This window comes from Flagellimonas zhangzhouensis (assembly GCF_900102925.1).
GTDB lineage: Bacteria > Bacteroidota > Bacteroidia > Flavobacteriales > Flavobacteriaceae > Flagellimonas > Flagellimonas zhangzhouensis.
In genome coordinates this window covers 272,504-294,119 of sequence record NZ_FNKI01000001.1, presented here as the reverse complement: position 1 = coordinate 294,119, position 21,616 = coordinate 272,504, and the positions used below count along the sequence as shown (strand labels likewise).

Below are 21,616 nucleotides of genomic sequence, written 5' to 3'. Positions count from 1 at the left end.
CTCGACTGCGCTCGATGTGACACAATTTGACCATGAAAGAAGTATGATGAATTACGATTTCCGCGAAATTGAAGCCAAGTGGCAGAAGTACTGGGCAGAAAATGAAACATTTAAAGCCTCGAACAATTCTGAAAAACCCAAATTTTATGCATTGTCCATGTTTCCTTACCCGTCTGGGGCAGGGTTGCACGTGGGGCATCCGCTGGGTTATATCGCCACTGACATCTATTCGCGTTATAAAAGGCACAAAGGTTTCAATGTGTTGCATCCGATGGGTTACGATTCTTTCGGATTGCCTGCGGAGCAATATGCCATTCAAACAGGGCAGCACCCAGCCATTACCACCGAAAATAACATCAACAGGTACCGAGAGCAGTTAGATCAACTTGGTTTTTCTTTTGATTGGAGTCGCGAAGTGCGTACCTCTAACCCACAATATTACAAGTGGACGCAATGGATTTTTATCCGATTGTTCAATGCTTGGTACAATAAGAAATCAGATAAGGCTGAAGATATTTCCACGTTGGTTTCCATTTTCGAAAAAGAGGGAACTGCAACTGTAGATGCTGCTTGTGATGATGATGTAGCTGCATTTACTGCTGAGGAATGGAATGCGTATACAGAAAAGCGAAAGCAAGAAATCCTATTAAAATATAGATTGACCTATTTGGCGGATACCGAAGTAAACTGGTGTCCAGCTTTGGGAACCGTTTTGGCCAATGATGAAATCGTAAACGGGGTTTCCGAACGTGGAGGTCACCCTGTGGTTCGTAAAAAAATGACGCAATGGAGTATGCGAATCACTGCCTATGCTCAGCGTTTGTTGGACGGATTGGAAAAAATTGATTGGCCGCAACCTTTGAAGGATTCCCAAACCAACTGGATTGGACGTTCTGTTGGAGCATCGGTTACTTTTAATGTATTGGACGCTGAGCGTAGTCGAAGCAACCAAGATGTGATTTCGACTCCGCTCAATCACCCATATCAAATTGAAGTTTTCACCACCCGCCCCGACACCATTTTTGGAGTTAGTTTTATGACATTGGCTCCAGAACACGAATTGGTGGCCAAAATCACGACACCAGAACAGAAAGCCGAAGTTGAAGCTTACGTAGAAGCCACGGCAAAACGTTCCGAGCGCGATCGTATGGCCGATGTGAAAACTATTTCAGGAGTATTTACAGGGGCGTATGCAGAGCATCCTTTCACTAAAGAGCCTGTTCCTATATGGATTGGCGATTACGTATTGGCCAGTTATGGAACAGGAGCCGTAATGGCGGTGCCTTGTGGCGACCAACGTGATTACGATTTTGCAAAACATTATAATATAGAAATCCCCAACATTTTTGAGGGAGTTGATATTTCCGAAGAGGCTTTTGCCGACAAGGAAAGCACCATTATTGCCAATTCAGACTTTTTGAATGGTCTTTCTTATAAAGATGCCATGAAGAAAATTATTACTGAATTGGAAAACATCGGACACGGAAAAGGAAAAGTAAACTACCGACTTCGCGATGCCGTTTTTAGTCGTCAGCGGTATTGGGGGGAGCCATTCCCAGTGTATTATGTGGATGGCATGCCACAGATGATCGGTTTGGAACATTTGCCATTGGAGCTTCCTGAAGTGGAAAAATACCTCCCCACTGAAACGGGCGAACCGCCATTGGGCAACGCCACAACTTGGGCATGGAATATTGAAACAAATGAAGTGGTTTCCAATGATTTGATTGATCATAAAACCGTTTTTCCGTTGGAGTTGAACACCATGCCAGGTTGGGCGGGCAGTTCCCAATACTTTAATAGGTATATGGATCCTCGCAATGATGATGCTGTATTCTCACCAGAAGCGATCAGCTATTGGCAAGATGTAGATCTATATATAGGAGGTAGCGAACACGCAACGGGTCACTTGTTGTATTCCCGTTTTTGGCAAAAGTTTATGTTCGATATGGGGTATGTGCCCAAAGATGAATTTGCCCAAAAATTGATCAACCAAGGGATGATTACGGGGACAAGTGCGTTTATCTATCGAGATTTGGACACTAATAAGGTATACTCCAAAGGATTAATTGATGGAAAAAATGTTGTTCCAATCCATGCTGATGTTTCGTTGGTCAATGCATCTGATGAATTGGATGTGGAAGCTTTCAAACAATGGCAACCCGAATATAATGATGCAGAGTTCATACTAGAAGAAGGAAAATACATTGTGGGCCGTGAAGTGGAAAAAATGTCCAAATCCAAATACAATGTGGTCAACCCAGATGCCATTTGTGAGGAATACGGGGCAGATTCCCTTCGTTTGTATGAAATGTTCTTGGGGCCATTGGAGCAATCCAAACCTTGGAATACAGCTGGAATCACAGGAGTGCATTCATTCCTTAAAAAGCTTTGGAAACTCTATTCCCCATTTATCGATTCGGACGCTGAGCGTAGTCGAAGCGCCACTGAAGCGGAACCCACCGCAGAAAACCTAAAAACCCTGCACAGAACCATCAAAAAAGTAGAAGAAGATATTGAGAACTTCTCATTCAACACTTCGGTTTCTACTTTTATGATTTGTGTAAATGAATTAACTGCACAAAAATGTACCAGCAAAGCTATTTTGGAACCGTTGGCGATTTTGGTTTCACCTTATGCGCCTCATATAGCCGAAGAGCTTTGGAGTCGTTTGGGTCATACGGAATCCATTGCCGAAGCACTGTTCCCTAAATTTGAGGAGAAATATTTGGTGGAAAGCAGCAAGGAATACCCCATATCCTTTAATGGTAAAATGCGCTTTAAGTTAGAATTGCCACTCGATATGGGCAAAGACGAAATTGAAGCTGCAGTTTTGGCCCACGAGAAAACACAGGAACAATTACAGGGTCGTACTCCTAAAAAGGTAATTGTAGTTCCTGGAAAGATTGTGAATATTGTAGGGTAATCTGATGATTTACTTTTCTGTCATTCCGAACTCGATTCGGAATCTCATCAATTTTTTATGAGAACCTGAAACAAGTTCGGGTTGACGAAAACATCGTCTTACGATAAAATCAATACGAATTTTATAGAAATCCCACTAAAAAGCATGCTGATCGGCATGCTTTTTCATTTTATGAATCTGCAACCCCTAAAATAATAGGGGTATCTATTTAAAAAGAGAAAAAAAAATATTTTACCCCTATTAAAAAAGGGGTATAAATGTTAAAAAACACTTATTTAATCGTTTTACCCCTGTTTTTTGTCGAGTATTTCGTCTTTTATTAGATTTTTTTGTTCAACTTTGACCCTAGAAACCAATTAAAAGCAACAAAATGACTGTTGGGATACCTAAAGAAATCAAGAATAACGAAAGTAGGGTCGGTATGACACCTTCTGGCGTATTTGAATTGGTAAAAAACAACCACACCGTTTATGTGCAATCAGGAGCAGGTGAAGGAAGTGGTTTTTTTAATCAGGATTACCAACAGGCAGGGGCTACTATTTTAGACACTATCGGACAGGTGTATGCTATGAGCGATATGATCGTAAAGGTAAAGGAACCGATTGCCGAAGAATATAATTTGATTCAAAAAGGGCAGATTGTATTTACGTACTTTCATTTTGCTTCCAGTGAGCCCTTGACCAGAGCCATGATCGATAGCAAAGCTATATGTATAGCATATGAAACTGTGGAAGATGAAGATGGTTCATTACCCTTATTGACACCAATGTCTGAAGTGGCTGGAAGAATGGCCATTCAACAAGGTGCCAAATATTTGGAGAAACCCGTAAAAGGAAAAGGTGTGCTTTTGGGAGGTGTTCCAGGCGTATCACCAGGACGTGTTTTGGTGTTGGGAGCTGGCGTTGTAGGAATTCAAGCTGCAAAAATGGCAGCAGGCCTAGGTGCCCAAGTAACCATTATGGATGTGAACATGAAGCGTCTTCGCTATGTGAATGACATTATGCCAAGTCACGTTGTTACCGCATTTTCAAACGAATTTAATATTAGAAAGCAAATAAAAACTCACGACCTTATTATAGGTGGTGTTCTGTTGAAAGGTGCAAAAGCCCCTAACTTGATCACTAGGGACATGCTTAAGGATATGCATCCGGGAACGGTCATCGTAGATGTTGCCGTAGACCAAGGAGGATGTGTTGAAACTACCAGACCAACAACCCATGAGGACCCAACATTTATTGTAGATGATGTGGTCCACTATTGTGTAGCCAATATGCCAGGGGCAGTGCCTTATACTTCTACTGTTGCCTTGACGAATGTAACACTGCCCTATGTGCTAAAATTGGCTAATTTGGGATGGCAAAGTGCTTGTAAACTCGATAAATCTCTCGAAAAAGGTTTAAATATCGTTGAGGGAGAGGTGGTTTACAAAGAAATAGCAGAAGCCTTTCACTGGGAACCTGTTCTAGTGTAACTAACATTTTGACAGTTAATCGGCCCCGCCATTTTTTGGCGGGGTTTTTGCTTTTATATGGTATATTTATAATACCTAAAAAGAGATAAAGCTATGTTTACATATTATATATTGATTGGTGGAATTGCTTTGGTAAGTTGGTTGGTGAGCAATCAATTAAAGAGCAAATTCAAGAAATATTCAAAGGTGCATCTGAGAAACGGAATGAGTGGTGCGGAAATCGCTCAAAAAATGTTGGATGACCATGGAATTCGCGATGTACAGGTGATCTCCACTCCTGGAATGTTGACCGACCACTACAATCCAAAGAACAAAACCGTGAATTTGAGTGAAGGTGTGTACAACCAACGTAATGCCTCCGCTGCTGCCGTGGCAGCACACGAATGTGGTCACGCGGTGCAACATGCCCAAGCCTATGAATGGTTGACCATGCGTTCCAAATTGGTGCCTGTTGTAAGTGTTACTTCGGGAATGTCCACTTGGATTGTGTTTGGGGGTATTGCCTTAATGGCAGCCACTGGGGTTGCAGGAGGTATAGGTTTCTATATTGCCGTAGCAGGATTGATCATGATGGGGTTTGCCACATTGTTCAGTTTTATCACCCTTCCTGTGGAATACGATGCGAGTAAAAGAGCTTTGGTTTGGTTGAAGCAGAAGAATATGGTCACCCAAGAAGAATATTCAGGTGCAGAAGATGCCTTAAAATGGGCCGCCAGAACTTATTTGGTAGCAGCATTGGGTGCCTTGGCTTCGCTATTGTATTGGGCATTGCAAGTTTTTGGAGGAAGAGATTAAATCAGAATTTCATAAAAATTAAAAAGGGGCCGAACGGCCCCTTTTTTCATGACTTTTAAAGAATTGATTACTCAATCCAGTTCGCTACTTGATTGTCAATCATTTGAAGGCCGACACCTTCGGTACCAGTTACTTCGATCATATCCAAGATATCTCGGATTGTATTTTCTTCTTCAACTTGTTCCATAACGAACCAGTCCAAGAATCTTTCAGTGGTAATGTCTCCCAGTTCGCGGGCTTTTTTAACAATGTTGTGAATTGAAGTGGTCACTTTTACCTCATGCTCCAATGTGCTTTCAAAAACATCTACAATTGAAGAGTAATCATGATTGATATTTGAAATTTCTGGAGAAATTGGACTACCGCCAGTATCAATTAAAAAGTTGAAGATTTTCATCATGTGCTCGCGTTCCTCTTCGGCTTGTTTAAAGAAGAATTTTGCACTTGTGAAGAATCCATTTTGTTCACACCAAGATGCCATCGCCAAATAAATGGCTGAGGCATGGGCTTCCATTTTTATCTGTCCATTGAGCATATCCATGGATTCCACTTTAATGCTCATGCTCTGTCTAGCAATATCTTTCATAGTTAAATGTCTAAGAATTATACCTTAAAGGTACGCAATAAAGCGTTTAAAATTTAGTCAAATCCCCTATTTATAAGGAATTTAAGACTGAATAAAGACAAAGTTTCTAAGGTGTTAAACAGAAGCGGTTTGTCTTGTGGCGGCGATTCCCATTACACAGAAACTATGCTGTACCAACTCTTTAAGGTCTAAAATTTCTAGGGTATTCAAAACGAAAAGATGCTCTTTATTACAAAGTAATAATACCTCAAATCCATGTTTGTTGAGGTCGCTATCAAAGTGGTCTTCAATGGAAATAGACAATACTTTATGTCGTAGCGCTATGAGCTGACACAAATTCAAAGGGATGGTCTTTTGACCAAAATCAATGTAGAACCGACGCTCTTTTTCCGCCTGGTAGAAAGTATAATATTTGGACTGACAGATAAGTTCCATGGGTCCAAAAATAATATTTATTTAGATTGAATACAAATATTAAATCTGTATCTGTCGGTCAATTTGTTGATCTAAGGAAATAAAGGTTTCTGTTCTTGAGACTCCCTCAATCTGTTGAATTTTTTTGTTCAATACTTGCATTAAATGTTCGTTGTCGCGGCAAAGTACCTTGATTAAAATCGACCAGTTTCCTGTGGTATAGTGGCATTCCAATACCTCAGGTATTTTTTCCAATTCCTTTACTGCTCTAGGGTTGGCCATGGCTTTGTCCAAGAAAATACCGATATAGGCCATAGTGGTATACCCTAAAACCCTAGGGTTGATCACAAACTTGGAACCAGCTAAAAGTCCAGAACTTTCGAGTTTGCGAAGTCGTTGGTGAATGGCTGCTCCTGAAATACCAATGTTTCTGGCGATTTCCAAAATAGGTCTACGGGCATCCTCCATTAAATATCTTAGGATTTTCTTGTCAATACCGTCAATCTTTACAGAATTGTTATTGTTTTTCACCTGTTCGATTTTAATTTAATGCTAAAGGTATTGAATTCTGTTAGAAATTAACTAGCTACAGAATCAGGATTGTACCCTAAATAGGGTACTTCAAATTCCTTAAAGTTGATGCCATTGGCTTTTAATTCGGTAAGAATGGGATGGTATACCTCTTTAGTGATTGGGATTTGAACCCCAGGAGTCGTAATTTTTCCGTTCAATATTTGAAGTGTGACCATGGCAACAGGCAAGCCAACTGTTTTGGCCATGGCGGTAAAAGTTCTGTTTTCCCCTGTGACCACCATATTGGCATCAATTTGTTTCTTTTCACCATTTAGCTCATATCCAAACTTATGGTACATGACAATCATATCCTTTTCATCAGGTTGTAATGTCCAACTGTCTTCCAATATGTACTGCAGCATTTGTGCTGGGGAGGCTTTTTTCAATGGGATTTTCTTGGTGGCATCAAAAAGGTTCAACTCCAATAATTTGCCCCAGCGAATATCATCTTGATCTATTTTAAGGTAGTGTCTCAATTTGAGTTCCACCGAATCCGTAGGTGAATAGGGAAGAAATAGGTTGACAAATTCCCGATACGACATGCCTTCCGAGTTTTCAATCGTGTAACTATCATCCGTCATACCCAAAATCACAAACATTTGCCACGCCTTTGAAAAACCAACCCTGCGCATGGTGCCACGATAAAGGGTAAGCACATCTTGCAAACCGTAGGCGTCGCGATAATCCAAGGAATCCCGATTGGCATAGGCCTCAAAGGTTCCATAACCTTCAATTTCCATGAACTCAGTTCTCCTGAATAGTTTTTGATAGGGAATGTATTTGTAGGTGCCTTCCTGAATAAATTTTGCCGCTCCACCTTGGCCAGCCAAAACCACATTTCTGGGGTTCCAAGTGAATTTATAGTTCCAAAGGTTAGTGTCACTTTCTGGAGCGACCAATCCTCCAGTAAAAGATTCAAACAAGATCATTTTTCCACCAGCATCCCGAATGCGGTCGATTACCTCCATCGCACTCATGTGATCAATGCCAGGATCTAATCCAATTTCGTTCATGAAAACGAGACTGTTCTTTTTCACTTCGGCATCCAGCGCTTTTAGCTCTTTGCTCACATAGGAAGCAGTGATCAGATGTTTTTTAAGTTGAAGACAATCCTCAGCCACTTTAATGTGCAGGCTTGCGGGCAACATGGAAACCACAATTGAGGCTTCGGAAATGGCTCTTTTTCGCTCTTCATCATTAAAAATATCCAAAGCAAAAACGGTGCAGTTCGGGTGGTCGGAAAAAATATTGGGAATATGTTCAGGATGTAAATCACCAATTTTAATATGCAATTGCTCTGCATCAGATTTTTTAAGAAAATAATCCAACAGATAGGAGGTCGATTTACCTGCTCCAATCACCAAAATAGTACGGACCATGGGTTTTGCTTACTTTTGAGTTTCGAGATTACTAAGGTATCAAAATGTTATATTTATAAAAAAACATCGCTATAAAGTTATGAACAGAACAATTTTGTTGACTGGAATTGTATTAGGTCTATTGGCTGTGATTCTTGGTGCCTTTGGAGCGCACGGATTGGAAAAATTGGTGGAAAAGGATGCCATTGAGACTTACGAAGTTGGTGTTCGCTATCAAATGTATCATGCGCTGTTTTTACTTTTTGTTGGCCTTTGGACTGGCATTGCTGAAAAAACAAAAAGACGGGTTTTTATTTTCGTATTGATAGGGGTGATTCTGTTTTCTGGCTCCATTTACCTGTTGACAATGAATGACTTAACATCTTTCGATTTTAAAATCATTGGTTTTTTAACACCAATAGGAGGGGTATTCATGATTTTGGGATGGGTTTATTCAGGATACCACATTTTAACCCATAAATGATTCAATTTAGCCTTATTTAAAAGGTCAAAAGGGTAATATTTTCTAGTTTTGTACCAACATAAAAGTTAAACTATGAAGGACTCTGCTCAAATTACGAAAACGATTTCGCTGACTTCATATGGCATAGACCATAACAACATTCATTATCAACTTTCGCCAGGCGAACTTCAAGACCTCACCATTGATATGAGAATGGGTGTTGAAGCTGATTCGGGTGCTTTGGCGGTTAATACGGGAGAATTTACAGGACGTTCACCCAAAGACCGATTTATTGTAAAAGATAGCATCACCGAAGATAAAATTTGGTGGGGCGATATCAATATTCCATTTACCAGCGATAAGTTTGATGCACTTCAAGAAAAAGTCATTGCATATTTAAATGAAAAGGAACTTTTTGTTCGCGATGCTTATGCCTGTGCAGATTCCAATTACAAGCTAAACATTAGGGTGATCAATGAATATCCCTGGTCCAATATGTTTGCTTATAATATGTTCCTAAGGCCATCGGAACAAGAATTAGAGGATTTTACTCCAGAATGGACCGTAATCAATGCCCCTGGTTTTAAAGCGGATCCGACAGTTGATGGGACACGTCAGCATAACTTTGCCATTTTGAATTTTAACAAGAAAGTAGCACTTATTGGTGGAACGGGCTATACGGGTGAAATTAAAAAGGGAATATTTTCTGCTCTCAACTTTATTTTGCCTGTATTTAAAAATACATTGCCCATGCACTGCTCTGCCAATGTGGGAGAAGAAGGGGATACGGCAATTTTCTTTGGACTTTCTGGAACAGGAAAAACAACACTTTCCACAGATCCAAATCGTAAATTGATTGGTGATGACGAACATGGTTGGACGCCAAAAAATACGGTTTTCAATTTTGAAGGTGGTTGTTATGCGAAAGTCATCAACCTTTCGGCGGAAAATGAACCTGAAATATATGGGGCTATTAAAAAAGGTGCCATTTTGGAGAATGTGATCATGGATGAAAATGGAAAGGTGGACTTCGCGGATACTTCCATAACCCAAAATACCAGGGTGAGCTACCCAATAGATCATATTGAAAATATTCAAGAACCTTCTATTGGTGAGAATGTAAAAAACATCTTTTTTCTTACTGCGGATGCCTTTGGGGTATTGCCTCCTATTTCCAAATTAACGCCTGCGCAAGCGGCCTATCATTTTATATCAGGTTATACGGCCAAAGTAGCTGGAACCGAAGCAGGTGTTGTTGAACCTCAACCCTCTTTCTCAGCTTGTTTTGGTGCTCCGTTTATGCCATTGCATCCAGCAAAATATGCTGAAATGCTGAGCAAAAAAATGATAGAATCGGGTGTGGATGTTTGGTTGGTGAATACAGGCTGGACAGGTGGACCTTATGGTGTGGGTACCCGAATGAAATTAAAATATACCCGAGCTATGATCAGCGCAGCATTAAGTGGTGAGCTTGGCTTGTATTCATACGATAAGTATCATATTCACTCTGTATTTGGTGTAGCACAACCACGAGAATGCCCAGGAGTGCCAAAAGAAGTTTTGAGCCCTAGGGCAACTTGGAACAATGATGAGGCTTATTACACCACAGCATTTAAACTGACCAATGCGTTCAGGGAAAACTTTAAAAAGTTTGAAGCTTATGCCAGTGAAGAAATTCGGCGTGGTGGACCGCAACGATATGCTTTCTAAAATAAAAACCCCAGCAATTGCTGGGGTTTTTTAATATCTAAAAATTAGATTTTTTACTTGTTTACACTGGTAATGTATTTCTGCAAAGCCATCGTCATGGATGGGGTTTCAGGGGTCGGCGCTTGAATATCGATTCGAAGACCAGCCTCAGTTGCAGCTTTTACAGTACTGTTTCCAAACACAGCAATTCGCGTGTTGTTTTGTTCAAAGTCTGGAAAGTTCTTCAACAAAGATTCAATTCCAGAGGGGCTAAAGAACACCAAAATGTCGTAATACACATTTCTTAAGTCGGAAAGGTCACTGATTACGGTCTTATAAAAAATACCGCGTTTCCAATCCACGCCAAGTTCATCCAAAGCAATCGGCACAGTAGGCTTTAGGGCATCGGAAGAAGGCAAAAGAAATTTTTCGTCCTTATACTTTTTGATCAAAGGAATAAGCTCAGGGAAAGTTCTTTTCCCAACATAGATTTTTCGCTTTCTGTATACCACATATTTCTGCAAGTAGTAGGCTACGGCCTCAGACTGACAAAAATATTTCATGGTATCTGGTACCTTGAAGCGCATTTCATCGGCGATCCTAAAAAAGTGATCTACAGAATTTCTACTGGTTAGGATGATAGCGGTGAAGTTGTTCAGGTCAATTTTTTGTTGCCTTACATTTTTGGCTTCAACACCTTCAACGTGGATGAAAGGTCTAAAATCTACTTTAACTTTCTCTTTTTCAATTAATCTTGAATAAGGCGAGTTATCGACTTTGGGTTCTGGCTGGGAAACCAAAATTGTTTTTACTTTCATAAGTTTTCAACCTTTTATAAAGCTTCCAATTAACACCAAGGGCGCAATTTCGAGTGTGCAAAGGTACAAAATAAAATATACAAAATACGGGAACAGTGTATTTTGATGGTTCTTCAGTAGTTTAAGTATCCCAATGCCATTAATTGCAATAATTAGGAAAAGCGTTCCATATATTATTGTTTTTGAGTCTTTTAATATGTACACCAGAAAAATATTGGCCAAGGCGACCACAAGACTACTGAAATTGAGATAGGAAATTTTGTTGAAGATGATACCACCTATGAATTTGGTGTTGTTGAACACAAAACCAGTAAACATCTGGAGAATAAATTTCGAAAATTCGAAGAGCAGTAAAAACCCAAAAACTATAAAATAGGTCTGTGCCTCCATTTCATTTTCCAAAAGTCCTAATACATGAAGCATTATTAAAATAAAAAGGGATAGGTTGAGAATTTGAAAGATGGTCAATAACAATTGAAACCAGTCGAACAATTGCCCTTTTTTACTCTGAAACAATACGTATTTGTCGTTAAAGGGTAGAATAAGAAAGTTGAGGAATTTAGAATGGTCCAAATATTTGCCCAATGCCAAAAGTATCAATCCACCAAACAACACCAAGGTCATCCAGTCAAATGATAAAATTGTTTTTTCTATGGGATTCATTCCTCAATTTTGATGGGTCTTCCGTTTAGTCCTGGGGGTAGACCGTGCTCTGAAATTCCAACCCTAAAATACGATGGATTTTCCATTTTAGACAGGGGCAATTCAAAAGTATAATTAAGCGTATCCTTAGATTTTAAAATTGAAGGTTCATTCGGTGCTTTTTTCACCTTCAAAGGAAGCATTTCCTGTACCTGTTTATATGGGTTTGAATATGAAATGGTGTATTTCAAATCACTTAATTCTATATCAAACGGATAAGGATTGTACACTTTGAGTAGGTAACCAACACCTTCATTGGGTTTTTCAACTATGCACTTAATATTTCTGTAAGACTGGAAATTGTCTATATATTTCCCATATCCTTCGGTACCATCAGCATGTTTAAATTTAGCATCTTCAAACTTTGAATAAATGGAGACGTAAACTACTTCCTTGCCTCTAACTTTCTCCTCTGAACCATCTATGGAATATTGATTTTTTCGATACATAAAATTGTTCAAAGAAAAGGTGGTTACCCCTGTATAAAATTGGTACATGGGTGCACGTCGGTACGAATTTTCAAAAACAATAGGTGTGTCCCCAGTTTGTTCATGAAGTTCGTTAACCCAAGTTTTGTTACCATGTGTTTCATAAATGAAAGGGAACAAAGGTTGATAAATCATCCAAGCACGGGCATACAATAGTACAACGGCGCTAATCAGGCCAATTCTAAACACCCATTTTCTGGTATTGGCATGATTCAATAAGCGATTATAGGCAATAAGTATTAATGGAATGGATATAGCAATGGTCCATTGAGCCTGAACGCGTCGGTTAAAGCTCGAAATGAAAAAGAAAATCAAAACGCCATAGATCAAATACACCAAAGCTTTTGAAAATTTATCTTTTGCCTTAAACTTAAAAAGTGCACTGTAAATCCAAAAAAACAACAATCCAATGATCACAATCAAATTCAGAAAGTACCCTAACGTGAAACTATCAAATTTGTACTCTTGATTTGGACGTTCGTATAAATGAAAGGTAATTGACGCAAAATCATTTTGGTAGAGCCACCAAAAATGGGGAGCATAGCAAAGCAAGGCCAAAACAACCGCATTCCAAGCTTTTTTATTATAAATAAGTTTAAAGTTGGATAGGAAGACGGTAAGAATCACCAAAACAGCGTGGTATTTACTGTACATAAGGGCAGCCATAACCACTCCCAGTGAAAGTGTGATGACAATGGAAGGATTCTTTAAGAATTGTTTGTATAACCAAAGAAATAGTGCCGTAAAAAATAAAAGGGGTGTATCTGGTAGGGTCAGAAACCCATAGGCATTCATTAAGGTAAAAGAGAAGGTCAATAAGAAAAAATGAACTACATAATCTTTCTTCTTTGGATTATCGATGAGCAACCAAAGCAGCATATAAGTGCCTGCCGAGAGCACACAGCTCATAAAACGAACCCCGAGTTCCCCATTAAAAAACAAACTGCTGATCTTAATCAAAAAGGCCACCATTGGGGGATGGTCAAAATAACCCCAAGCCATATTTTGGGCATAGTACCAATAATAAGCCTCATCATAAATAAGCTCTGTAAAAGAGGCTTGAATAAGGTTGAGTACAAAAAGAATTGCCAGTAATATTAAAAAAAGCTTGGGAAACTTTTGAGACATCAAAATGGGATTTAAAAGCGCAAAGTTACAAATATTGCTTCAGTGCTAGTAAGCTTGCCCGCAAGCTACTTGCGAAGACAATCTAGAAAACCGTATTTTTGAATTTCTAAACTCGTGAGAATGGCAGATGGCTTGGTCATTATACCCACCTTTAACGAAATTGAGAACGTTGAAGCGATTATTAGAGCGGTTTTCGACCTAAAAAAGGATTTTCATGTTCTTATCGTAGACGATAATTCCCCCGATGGTACCGCACAATGCGTGAGGGACCTTCAAGGTGAATTTTCAGACCGTTTGTTCTTGGAAGTCCGAAGGGAAAAATCTGGATTGGGTACAGCCTATATTCATGGGTTTAAATGGGCTTTGACAAAAGGATATGAATACATTTTTGAAATGGATGCCGACTTTTCCCACCGCCCAGATGATCTTTCCCGTTTACACCGCGCATGCTTAAATGGTGCGGATGTGGCCGTAGGTTCGCGCTATAAAAAAGGAGTGAATGTGGTCAACTGGCCATTGGCAAGGATTTTATTGTCTTACGGAGCCTCATTTTATGTAAAGTTTATAACTGGGATGAAAGTGCACGATCCAACGGCAGGATTTGTGTGTTATCATCGAAGGGTTTTAGAGACTATCAATTTGGACCATGTACGATTTATTGGCTACGCCTTTCAAATTGAGATGAAGTACAGGGCTTACCTGAAGAAATTTAAAATAGAGGAGGTTTCCATAATTTTTACAGATCGTGTGAATGGGAAATCTAAAATGAATTCAGCCATTATCCGCGAAGCCATTTTTGGGGTGATTGCGATGAAATTCAGAAGTATATTCTTTAAAAAGAACTTTTAGTTATGTCAAAAATACTGTTGAAGAATGCAAAGGTTGTTAATGAGAACAGCGTTTTTGAATCCGATATTTTATTGGAGAATGATATAATTGCCCGAATTGATAGTGACATTTCTGATGCAAATGCTACGGTCATCGATTTAAAAGGTAATCTTTTACTGCCTGGGGTGATAGACGACCAAGTGCATTTTAGGGAACCAGGTCTTACACATAAGGGCACCATTGCCACCGAGAGTAGGGCAGCCATTGCAGGGGGAATCACCACCTTTATGGAGCAGCCAAATACCAATCCACAGACAACAACCATTGAAAAGCTGGAAGAAAAATTTGCCATGGCGGCAAAGGACTCTTTTGCGAACTATAGTTTTTTGTTCGGAGGAACCAACGATAATTTGGAAGAACTGAAAAGTTTGGATAAAAATGCCTGTTCAGGAGTAAAGCTGTTTTTGGGATCCTCAACTGGAAATATGTTGGTGGATAACGAAGTTGTGTTGGAGAAAATATTCAGCAATACTGAAATGGTGATTTCTGCCCATTGTGAGGACGAGGGAACCATTCGTGCCAATATGGCGAAGTACCAAGAAATGTTTGGAGACAATATTCCCATTGAAATGCACCCCATCATTCGAAGTGCCGAAGCTTGTTACCTATCATCATCCAAAGCCATAGCCTTGGCGAAGAAAACAGGAGCTAGATTGCATGTTTTTCATGTATCAACGGGCATAGAAACGGATTTGTTCACCAATGCCATTCCATTGGAAGAAAAGAAAATCACCGCTGAGGTATGCATTCACCACCTTTGGTTTTCTGACGAGGATTATGCTGAAAAAGGCACTTTGATCAAATGGAATCCAGCAGTAAAAACCAAAACTGACCGTGAAAAATTGTGGGAAGCTTTGTTGGATGACCGTATTGATGTGGTAGCCACGGATCATGCACCACACACCATAGAAGAGAAGGATAATCCTTATACCAAAGCACCCTCTGGAGGACCTTTGGTGCAGCATGCTTTGTTGGCTATGCTTCAAAAGGAAAAAGAAGGTGTGATAAGCTTGGAAAAAATGGTAGAGAAAATGTGCCACAACCCTGCCAAACTTTTCGATATTGACCGACGTGGATTTATCCGTGAAGGCTATTTTGCCGATTTGGTACAGGTGAACCAAAACTCACAAAATCAGGTTAAAAAAGATAATATTTTCTATAAATGCGGATGGTCTCCTTTTGAAGGTGTTACTTTTGATTCCAGCGTGGCTCGAACCTTTGTAAATGGATTGTTGGCTTATGAGAATGGCAGTTTTGCCAAAGAGAAAAGGGCCAAAAGGCTTACGTTTAATCGATAGGTGATGAAAAAAATTATCGTTGCATTTTTGGGTACGGTTCTATTTGCTGCTTGCGCTGAAGAAGTAGTGAAAAAGCCCGATAATTTGATCTCTAAGGATGATATGGTCAAAATATTGCATGATTTGGCACTTTTGAACGCGAATAAATCTGCAGCTGCGAGCGATTTTGAAAATTCAGGTATTGATATAATGGAGTATCTATACAAAACCTACCAAATAGATAGTGCACAATTTGCACAAAGCGATTTGTATTACGCTTCCATTCCTTTGGAATACCAAACAATTTATAAAGAAGTTGAGCGAAGATTAACAGTTCAAAAGGATACTTTGGAAGACAGGGGCAAAAGAAAAAATGAGGAGATGAGGCAAGCCAGTGTTCGCAGACAGGATTCAATCAACGCTTTGAAGGACTCCTTAAAAGTGAAAAAAGAAACTCCTACCCTCGAGAAGAACTAAACTTTTCATTACAAAAGGCAATGGCATCATCCAAACTTTCATATTCAAAAGGGAGTACGGATTTTATTTTGTCACCATTATAATGATCTTGGTGCATTAATCCTTTTGCCATGGTTTTGGAAAGTCGTCTTCTTTTTCCCATGATGTTGCTTCGGAACCAATCTAAACGCCAAAAACATTCCAACATAAATCTGGATATTTCTTTTTCTGGTGCTTTTACTCCCAAACCATGCGCAATTTTGGTAAAGAATTCAAGATAAGTCAGGTTTTTACTTACGAGAATGTATCGTTCCGATTGTATTTCGGAATCCATTAAGGAGCACATTGCGTTAACCACATCTTTTACGGTAACAAAACCTGTTCCGCAAGGAATGTAATATTTCTTTTCTTTGGAAACATAGGTAAAAAAGGAACCGCTTCCTGATCTCCAAAATCCTGGCCCCACAACTACTCCTGGATTAACAATAACAACAGAAAGCCCTTCTTGAGAACCTCGCCATACCTCCAGTTCAGCATTGTATTTGGTCAACCCGTAAACCGAAGCCTTGTTTTCGTTCCATTCGGTTTCTTCAGTAACCATTTGACCATTTAAACTAGGTCCTATGGCAGCAATGGAACTGATGTAACAAAGCTTTTTGATTCCGTATTTAAGACAAAGATTCACCACATTGGCAGTACCCTCCACATTGGTTCGTTCCAATTTTTTGTAATCCTTAGGGTCAAATGAAATCAATGCAGCACAGTGGTATACCTGATCAACTCCATTAAAAAGACATTCCAAACTAGAAATATCCGTAATATCGGCCTGTTGCCAATCTATTAGATTGATAAGGTTTGGGTCATCGGAATAGAAGCTAAAAATTTTGGAAACCTTTTCTATGGATTCCTTGGTTCTATAATTGCTTCTGACCTTCTTCCCTTGCTTCACTAAATGTAAAAGCAAATGCGAACCTATCAATCCCGTACCACCAGTAACCAAAATCATATGGTAAAAGTACCTATTTGTGACGGAAATATTGAGCGAAGTGCCAACTTCATTTTATATTTGCAGTTATCGCAAAAATATAATCATGGCGAAAAATTTTGTAGAAGAATTGCAATGGAGAGGAATGGTGCACGATGTTATGCCTGGTGCCGAAGAACATCTTTTGGAGGGAATGAGATCTGCCTATGTGGGTATTGACCCAACGGCCGATTCGTTGCACATTGGTCACCTTGTTGGGGTAATGATGTTGAAACACTTTCAATTGGCTGGGCACAAGCCTTTTGCCCTTGTTGGTGGTGCTACGGGTATGATCGGTGATCCTTCGGGCAAATCGGCAGAGCGTAATTTATTGGATGAGAAAACATTAAGACATAACCAAGATGCTTTAAAAGGACAATTGAGTCGTTTTTTGGATTTTGAAAGTGATGCGCCGAATGCAGCGGTATTGGTGAACAATTACGATTGGATGAAGGATTTTTCCTTTTTGGAGTTCATTCGTGATGTTGGAAAACACATTACAGTAAACTACATGATGGCCAAGGACTCCGTAAAAAAGAGACTTTCTTCTGATGCGAAGGAAGGAATGTCCTTTACTGAGTTCACCTACCAATTGGTGCAGGGGTACGACTTTTTGTATTTGTACCAAAACCATGATTGTACCCTTCAAATGGGAGGTAGCGACCAATGGGGAAATATTACCACGGGAACTGAATTAATCAGAAGAATTGGTGGTGGAAAGGGTTTTGCGATGACCTGTCCGTTGATCACCAAGGCAGATGGCACCAAGTTTGGGAAAACCGAAGGAGGTAATGTTTGGTTGGATGCTGAACGGACTTCCCCTTATAAATTCTACCAATATTGGTTGAACACCTCCGATGATGATGCCGAGAAGTACATCAAAATCTTCACTTTTTTAACCAAAGACGAAATAGAAGATTTGGTGGCAGCACATAAAGAAGCACCACATATGCGTTCGCTTCAGAAGAAATTGGCTGAGGAGATCACTGTAATGGTGCATTCCCAAGAAGATTTGGACAATGCAATAAAAGCCAGTAACATTCTATTTGGTAAATCCACCTCAGAAGACCTTAAAGGGTTGAATGAAAAAACCTTTTTGGATGTTTTCGAAGGCGTTCCTCAAGCAACGGTATCCAAAGCAGATATTAAAGATGGGTTGGACATGATCGGTGCTTTGGCTGCCAAAACCAACTTTTTGGGTTCCAATGGAGAGGCCCGAAGAGAGCTGAAACAAAATTCCATTTCTGTAAACAAGGAAAAAGTAAAAGAAGATTTCTTGATTACTGAATCGGACTTGATCAACAATAAGTTTGTTTTGTTGCAACGAGGTAAAAAGAACTACTTTGTTCTTGTTGTGGAATAGCATCACAGCACCATTAAATTACAACCCCGAATATCGGAATTGTCGAATCTGCCCATGATTTCGAATGACTTATTGGTATGAATTTTACCTAGGTCTTGGGTCGCTATAAAGGAACAAGAATACACGTTGGCCAAATCGATGATGTTTATGCCGCCCGTTTTGCCATTGTCCAATAAGGTAAGTGGATCTTCGGTGTCTCGCGTCACCAATTTCATCCACGGAGGTGTTTCAAATATGCCATTTCCTTTGGAGTAGGCCTGTGATAAAAGTTCAGTCATACCGTATTCAGAGTGAATCGTGGCAACTCCGAAAGCTTGGGTTAAAATCTGGTGGAGTTCAGCCCTAATCAATTCTTTGCGACGTCCTTTCATGCCCCCAGTTTCCATGATGGTCGTGTGCTTTAATTTCATCGGAAATTGTTCAGCAAGGTCTAAAAGCGCAAATGAAACACCAATCAATAGTGTTTTGGTGCCTTTTTGCTCCAATTCCATGAGTTTTTCATGCAATTCATGCAGATTGTTGAGGTAAAAACCACTACTTGGATGTTTGGAGCGTTTTACCAAATCGTCCACCATATAAACCAATGAAGATCCTTGGCGTTCCAAATAGGCTGGAAGCAACGCCAGAATGCAATAATCCTCCACTGGACCGTAAAATTGTTCGAACCCTTTTAAAAAACTCTCCTCATAAATTTTCACATCTGGAACCAAGTGTTTGCTGGTTGTGCTTTGGGTGGTGCCACTACTTTCAAAAATGATGTCTGGGTCTTTTTGAGTGGAAATTATGGAATGGGATTTAAAAAATTGAATGGGTAAAAATGGGATTTGGAATACCTCTTTTACGTTGTTTGGATTTCGATTTAAAAGCTTGCAATAACTGTGATATACCGCATTTTTTTGGTATTGAAATTCGAAGACCTTTAGTGCCAAGTTTTCGAATTCAGCCTCACTTGAAATAGAAAAAATCTGTTGGGTATTAAACTGCTCCATTCGAATACAAAAGTATCCAAAATAAAAAAGCCCTTTTTATAAAAAGGGCTTTAATAGGGGGATATGTTTTATTATTTCACGACCAGTTTTCGGGTCATGGTTTTTTTCTGTTCGGTGACTTGCAGCACGTACACACCTGGAACCAATCTAGAAATGTCAAGAGTATTGGTGGAGATTCTATCGGTGAGTACGACTTCACCAAAAACATCAAAGATTTTGATTTGCTTCGTGCCATTGGATTCGGTGGTGATATACACCTCGTTTCCATAGGCAGGATTGGGATACATTTTAAATCCCTTTAGTTCTTGTTCAGGCTCAGAATTTACACTGACCAGATCTTGGCTGAAAGTAAATAAGGGTATTGCCATAAGTAAAACAAAGTAGATTTTCTTCATACAAGCTGATTTGGGGATCTATGTGCAATATAAAAGTAGAAAATAGGTTAAGGGTGTGCCATTTAATGTTGTGAAAGCACTAAAAGTGTTGGTAAAACATCAAAATATGTGGTTTGATGATTTGAAAAATGGGAAAAAGTAGGTGAACTACTTAATAATGAGCTTTCTGGTAGCTACTTTGTCTTTTTCAAAAACGCGGAGAATATAGACTCCTTTGGCCAAATCGGAAAGGTTGAGTTCTTTGCCCAAAATGGTGGTTTGTAATACTTGTGTGCCCAACACATCAAAAACCAAAATTTGCTTTGGAGAGTTCAGTGTAGTTTCTATATATACCTTGCCTTGCGTAACTGGATTGGGATACAACTTAAACCCGTCAATATCTGCTGTGCTCTTGGCATTTTCTTGCGAAAATCCGAGGGAACACACAAATAAAAGAATGACTAGGTAAAAGTGCTTCATACGTTAATGGTTACAAACGTTGTGCCACAAATATATAAAAATTGGAATGCGATTGTGGAACCGTTTGACGAATAGGAGGTTACTTTTCGATGAAATGCAAAAAAAAGCCCACGAATACTTGTGGGCTTTTTGCTTTTTTAATGGAAAATGATTAGTTGATACCAATGGTCCAACCAGCTCCCCATGTTGCAATATCGGTTCCTGTACCGTTTCCGATTCCTGATACAAAATCAGCTTCGTCGAAAACAAATCCAGTGTCATTTTTAACGTTGGTGGTTACATTGGTAAAAGTTGCATCAGTAACGCTCAAAAGACCGTCCAATACACCTTGACCAGTTGGGTTATCACCTGTGTCACCATCTAAATCGAAAGCTTCATCGAAATCGGTGAACAAAATGTTGGTGAAGATACCTTGAGTACCAGCTCTCAATCTAATTGCTTCACTAGTACCATCGTTAACACCTACAATAGTTACGTTGGTAACTGTAGGAGCAGAGAAATATCCACCTTCATTGCTGAAGTCAGTGTTGTAACCATCACATTCGAAAGCTTTATCGTGGCTAGTTCCGTGCTGAACGTAAACGTCAGTCAAAGTACCCACAAATCCTTCCGTCCAGTCGATAGAATCATCTTCAGAGTTTACAACTACCAAGTGGCTAGCTTCAACAGTTCCACCAAAGAACTCGAAACCATCATCAGAACCTTCATAAACTTCTACGTAATCGATAGTAGTTCCAGTTCCAACACCATAAACAGAAAGTCCGTTCAGCTCAGCGTTACCATCAATGGCACCACCAGCGTACTCGATACGAACATACTGTAGGCTACCTGAATCGTCATCAGAAACATTTCCACCGTAAGAAAGACCACCTACTTCAGTTGTAGCAGTATCGGTAGAACCGTCTGCAGTTGAGTTGATAGGTGCTCTACCGCAAAGTACGATACCACCCCAGTTACCAGAACTTGGAGCAGCAGCATTTGAAGTAAATACAATTGGGTCTGCAGATGTACCATTTGCTTCAATTCTTGCACCTTGTTGAATAGCAATGTAAGCATTAACACCTACTGGCTCAGCCTTAATGGTCATACCTGCAGGAACAGTGAAAGTTGCTCCACTTGCAATAAGAACAGGACCAGTAATAACGTACTCCATTTCTGGATCCAAAGTGATGTCAGTTGTGTAAACCCCACTCAAATTAACGGTGTTGTCTTCTTCGGCACCACCACCAGTGTTGGTAGTATTGTTTGTAACACTGTTATCGTTGATAACAATATCGGAGGTATCGTCAGCTTCACAAGCTATGAACAAAGCAGCGGCTATACCTAAAAATAAAAACTTGTTTTTCATTTGTCA

At 39.7% G+C, this 21,616-nt stretch carries 21 protein-coding genes; 9 read left to right on the top strand and 12 right to left on the bottom strand.

The window, feature by feature from the left end; all coding sequences use genetic code 11:
• Nucleotides 1–46 precede the first annotated feature (46 nt).
• From leuS to BLQ18_RS01205, 3 genes are all read left to right on the top strand, one after another.
• Nucleotides 47–2,926 (top strand): leucine--tRNA ligase, encoded by a 2,880-nt coding sequence (leuS, locus tag BLQ18_RS01215; RefSeq protein WP_090291857.1) that lies wholly within the window; start codon nt 47–49, stop codon nt 2,924–2,926.
• A gap of 370 nt (nt 2,927–3,296) precedes the next feature.
• Complete coding sequence (gene ald / locus BLQ18_RS01210; RefSeq protein ID WP_090291855.1) at nt 3,297–4,397, top strand: alanine dehydrogenase; 1,101 nt, start codon at nt 3,297–3,299, stop codon at nt 4,395–4,397.
• Nucleotides 4,398–4,490: 93 nt separating this feature from the next.
• Complete coding sequence (locus BLQ18_RS01205) at nt 4,491–5,192, top strand: zinc metallopeptidase (RefSeq protein ID WP_090291853.1); 702 nt, start codon at nt 4,491–4,493, stop codon at nt 5,190–5,192.
• Between the two features lie 67 nt (nt 5,193–5,259).
• Here BLQ18_RS01205 and BLQ18_RS01200 read toward each other — a convergent pair whose 3' ends face one another.
• The 4 genes from BLQ18_RS01200 to BLQ18_RS01185 form a co-directional block, all read right to left on the bottom strand.
• Entirely contained in the window at nt 5,260–5,778 is a 519-nt protein-coding gene (locus BLQ18_RS01200) for a ferritin (protein ID WP_090291851.1), read from the bottom strand.
• Nucleotides 5,779–5,892: 114 nt separating this feature from the next.
• On the bottom strand, nt 5,893–6,213 hold the full coding sequence (locus tag BLQ18_RS01195; protein ID WP_090291849.1) for a hypothetical protein: 321 nt from the start codon (nt 6,211–6,213) through the stop codon (nt 5,893–5,895).
• Between the two features lie 39 nt (nt 6,214–6,252).
• Nucleotides 6,253–6,723 carry an Lrp/AsnC ligand binding domain-containing protein gene (locus BLQ18_RS01190; protein WP_090291847.1) on the bottom strand — a complete coding sequence of 157 codons (471 nt, stop codon included), beginning with the start codon at nt 6,721–6,723 and terminating at the stop codon, nt 6,253–6,255.
• A gap of 47 nt (nt 6,724–6,770) precedes the next feature.
• Nucleotides 6,771–8,144, bottom strand: a complete 1,374-nt coding sequence (locus BLQ18_RS01185; RefSeq protein WP_090291845.1) for a saccharopine dehydrogenase family protein — start codon at nt 8,142–8,144, stop codon at nt 6,771–6,773.
• Between the two features lie 79 nt (nt 8,145–8,223).
• On the opposite strand from BLQ18_RS01185, the gene BLQ18_RS01180 reads away from it, so the two are divergent.
• Together BLQ18_RS01180 and pckA are read left to right on the top strand one after the other, a co-directional pair.
• Nucleotides 8,224–8,607 (top strand): DUF423 domain-containing protein, encoded by a 384-nt coding sequence (locus BLQ18_RS01180; protein ID WP_090291844.1) that lies wholly within the window; start codon nt 8,224–8,226, stop codon nt 8,605–8,607.
• A gap of 72 nt (nt 8,608–8,679) precedes the next feature.
• Nucleotides 8,680–10,296, top strand: coding sequence for a phosphoenolpyruvate carboxykinase (ATP) (pckA, locus tag BLQ18_RS01175; protein ID WP_090291842.1), 1,617 nt, complete (start codon nt 8,680–8,682; stop codon nt 10,294–10,296).
• 53 nt (nt 10,297–10,349) lie between these two features.
• Here the strand turns inward: pckA and BLQ18_RS01170 are convergent, their stop codons facing one another.
• From BLQ18_RS01170 to BLQ18_RS01160, 3 genes are read right to left on the bottom strand one after another with little or no spacing between them, the layout of a single operon-like run.
• Nucleotides 10,350–11,093, bottom strand: coding sequence for a uroporphyrinogen-III synthase (locus BLQ18_RS01170; RefSeq protein ID WP_090291841.1), 744 nt, complete (start codon nt 11,091–11,093; stop codon nt 10,350–10,352).
• A gap of 6 nt (nt 11,094–11,099) precedes the next feature.
• Nucleotides 11,100–11,756, bottom strand: a complete 657-nt coding sequence (locus tag BLQ18_RS01165) for a DUF4271 domain-containing protein (protein WP_090291839.1) — start codon at nt 11,754–11,756, stop codon at nt 11,100–11,102.
• Nucleotides 11,753–13,411, bottom strand: a complete 1,659-nt coding sequence (locus BLQ18_RS01160) for an ArnT family glycosyltransferase (RefSeq protein WP_090291838.1) — start codon at nt 13,409–13,411, stop codon at nt 11,753–11,755. Before BLQ18_RS01160 ends, BLQ18_RS01165 begins: the two co-directional genes overlap by 4 nt.
• 120 nt (nt 13,412–13,531) lie before the next feature.
• Between BLQ18_RS01160 and BLQ18_RS01155 the strand changes: the two genes are divergently transcribed.
• Genes BLQ18_RS01155 through BLQ18_RS01145 form a run of 3 tightly spaced genes read left to right on the top strand, consistent with a single transcriptional unit; the run spans nt 13,532 to nt 16,053 of the window.
• Complete coding sequence (locus tag BLQ18_RS01155) at nt 13,532–14,260, top strand: polyprenol monophosphomannose synthase (protein WP_090291836.1); 729 nt, start codon at nt 13,532–13,534, stop codon at nt 14,258–14,260.
• Between the two features lie 2 nt (nt 14,261–14,262).
• Nucleotides 14,263–15,597: a dihydroorotase gene (locus BLQ18_RS01150; protein ID WP_090291834.1), complete on the top strand. Its 1,335-nt coding sequence runs from the start codon at nt 14,263–14,265 to the stop codon at nt 15,595–15,597.
• 3 nt (nt 15,598–15,600) lie between these two features.
• Nucleotides 15,601–16,053: a DUF4296 domain-containing protein gene (locus BLQ18_RS01145; RefSeq protein ID WP_090291833.1), complete on the top strand. Its 453-nt coding sequence runs from the start codon at nt 15,601–15,603 to the stop codon at nt 16,051–16,053.
• On the opposite strand, the gene BLQ18_RS01140 is transcribed toward BLQ18_RS01145, so the two are convergent.
• Nucleotides 16,034–17,038, bottom strand: coding sequence for an NAD-dependent epimerase/dehydratase family protein (locus BLQ18_RS01140; RefSeq protein ID WP_090291831.1), 1,005 nt, complete (start codon nt 17,036–17,038; stop codon nt 16,034–16,036). The two genes, BLQ18_RS01145 and BLQ18_RS01140, sit on opposite strands and share 20 nt — an antisense overlap.
• Before the next feature lie 85 nt (nt 17,039–17,123).
• Here BLQ18_RS01140 and tyrS point away from each other — a divergent pair, with 85 nt between their 5' ends.
• Complete coding sequence (gene tyrS, locus BLQ18_RS01135) at nt 17,124–18,419, top strand: tyrosine--tRNA ligase (RefSeq protein ID WP_090291829.1); 1,296 nt, start codon at nt 17,124–17,126, stop codon at nt 18,417–18,419.
• A 2-nt stretch (nt 18,420–18,421) separates the two neighbouring features.
• Here tyrS and BLQ18_RS01130 read toward each other — a convergent pair whose 3' ends face one another.
• The 4 genes from BLQ18_RS01130 to BLQ18_RS01115 form a co-directional block, all read right to left on the bottom strand.
• Nucleotides 18,422–19,408 (bottom strand): long-chain-fatty-acid--protein ligase, encoded by a 987-nt coding sequence (locus BLQ18_RS01130; protein WP_090291827.1) that lies wholly within the window; start codon nt 19,406–19,408, stop codon nt 18,422–18,424.
• 71 nt (nt 19,409–19,479) lie between these two features.
• Complete coding sequence (locus BLQ18_RS01125) at nt 19,480–19,803, bottom strand: T9SS type A sorting domain-containing protein (RefSeq protein WP_090291826.1); 324 nt, start codon at nt 19,801–19,803, stop codon at nt 19,480–19,482.
• 147 nt (nt 19,804–19,950) lie between these two features.
• Nucleotides 19,951–20,262: a T9SS type A sorting domain-containing protein gene (locus BLQ18_RS01120; RefSeq protein ID WP_090291824.1), complete on the bottom strand. Its 312-nt coding sequence runs from the start codon at nt 20,260–20,262 to the stop codon at nt 19,951–19,953.
• Nucleotides 20,263–20,413: 151 nt separating this feature from the next.
• A complete protein-coding gene (locus BLQ18_RS01115) occupies nt 20,414–21,610 on the bottom strand; it encodes a multidrug transporter (protein ID WP_090291822.1) in 1,197 nt (398 codons plus the stop codon).
• Nucleotides 21,611–21,616: the final 6 nt, after the last annotated feature.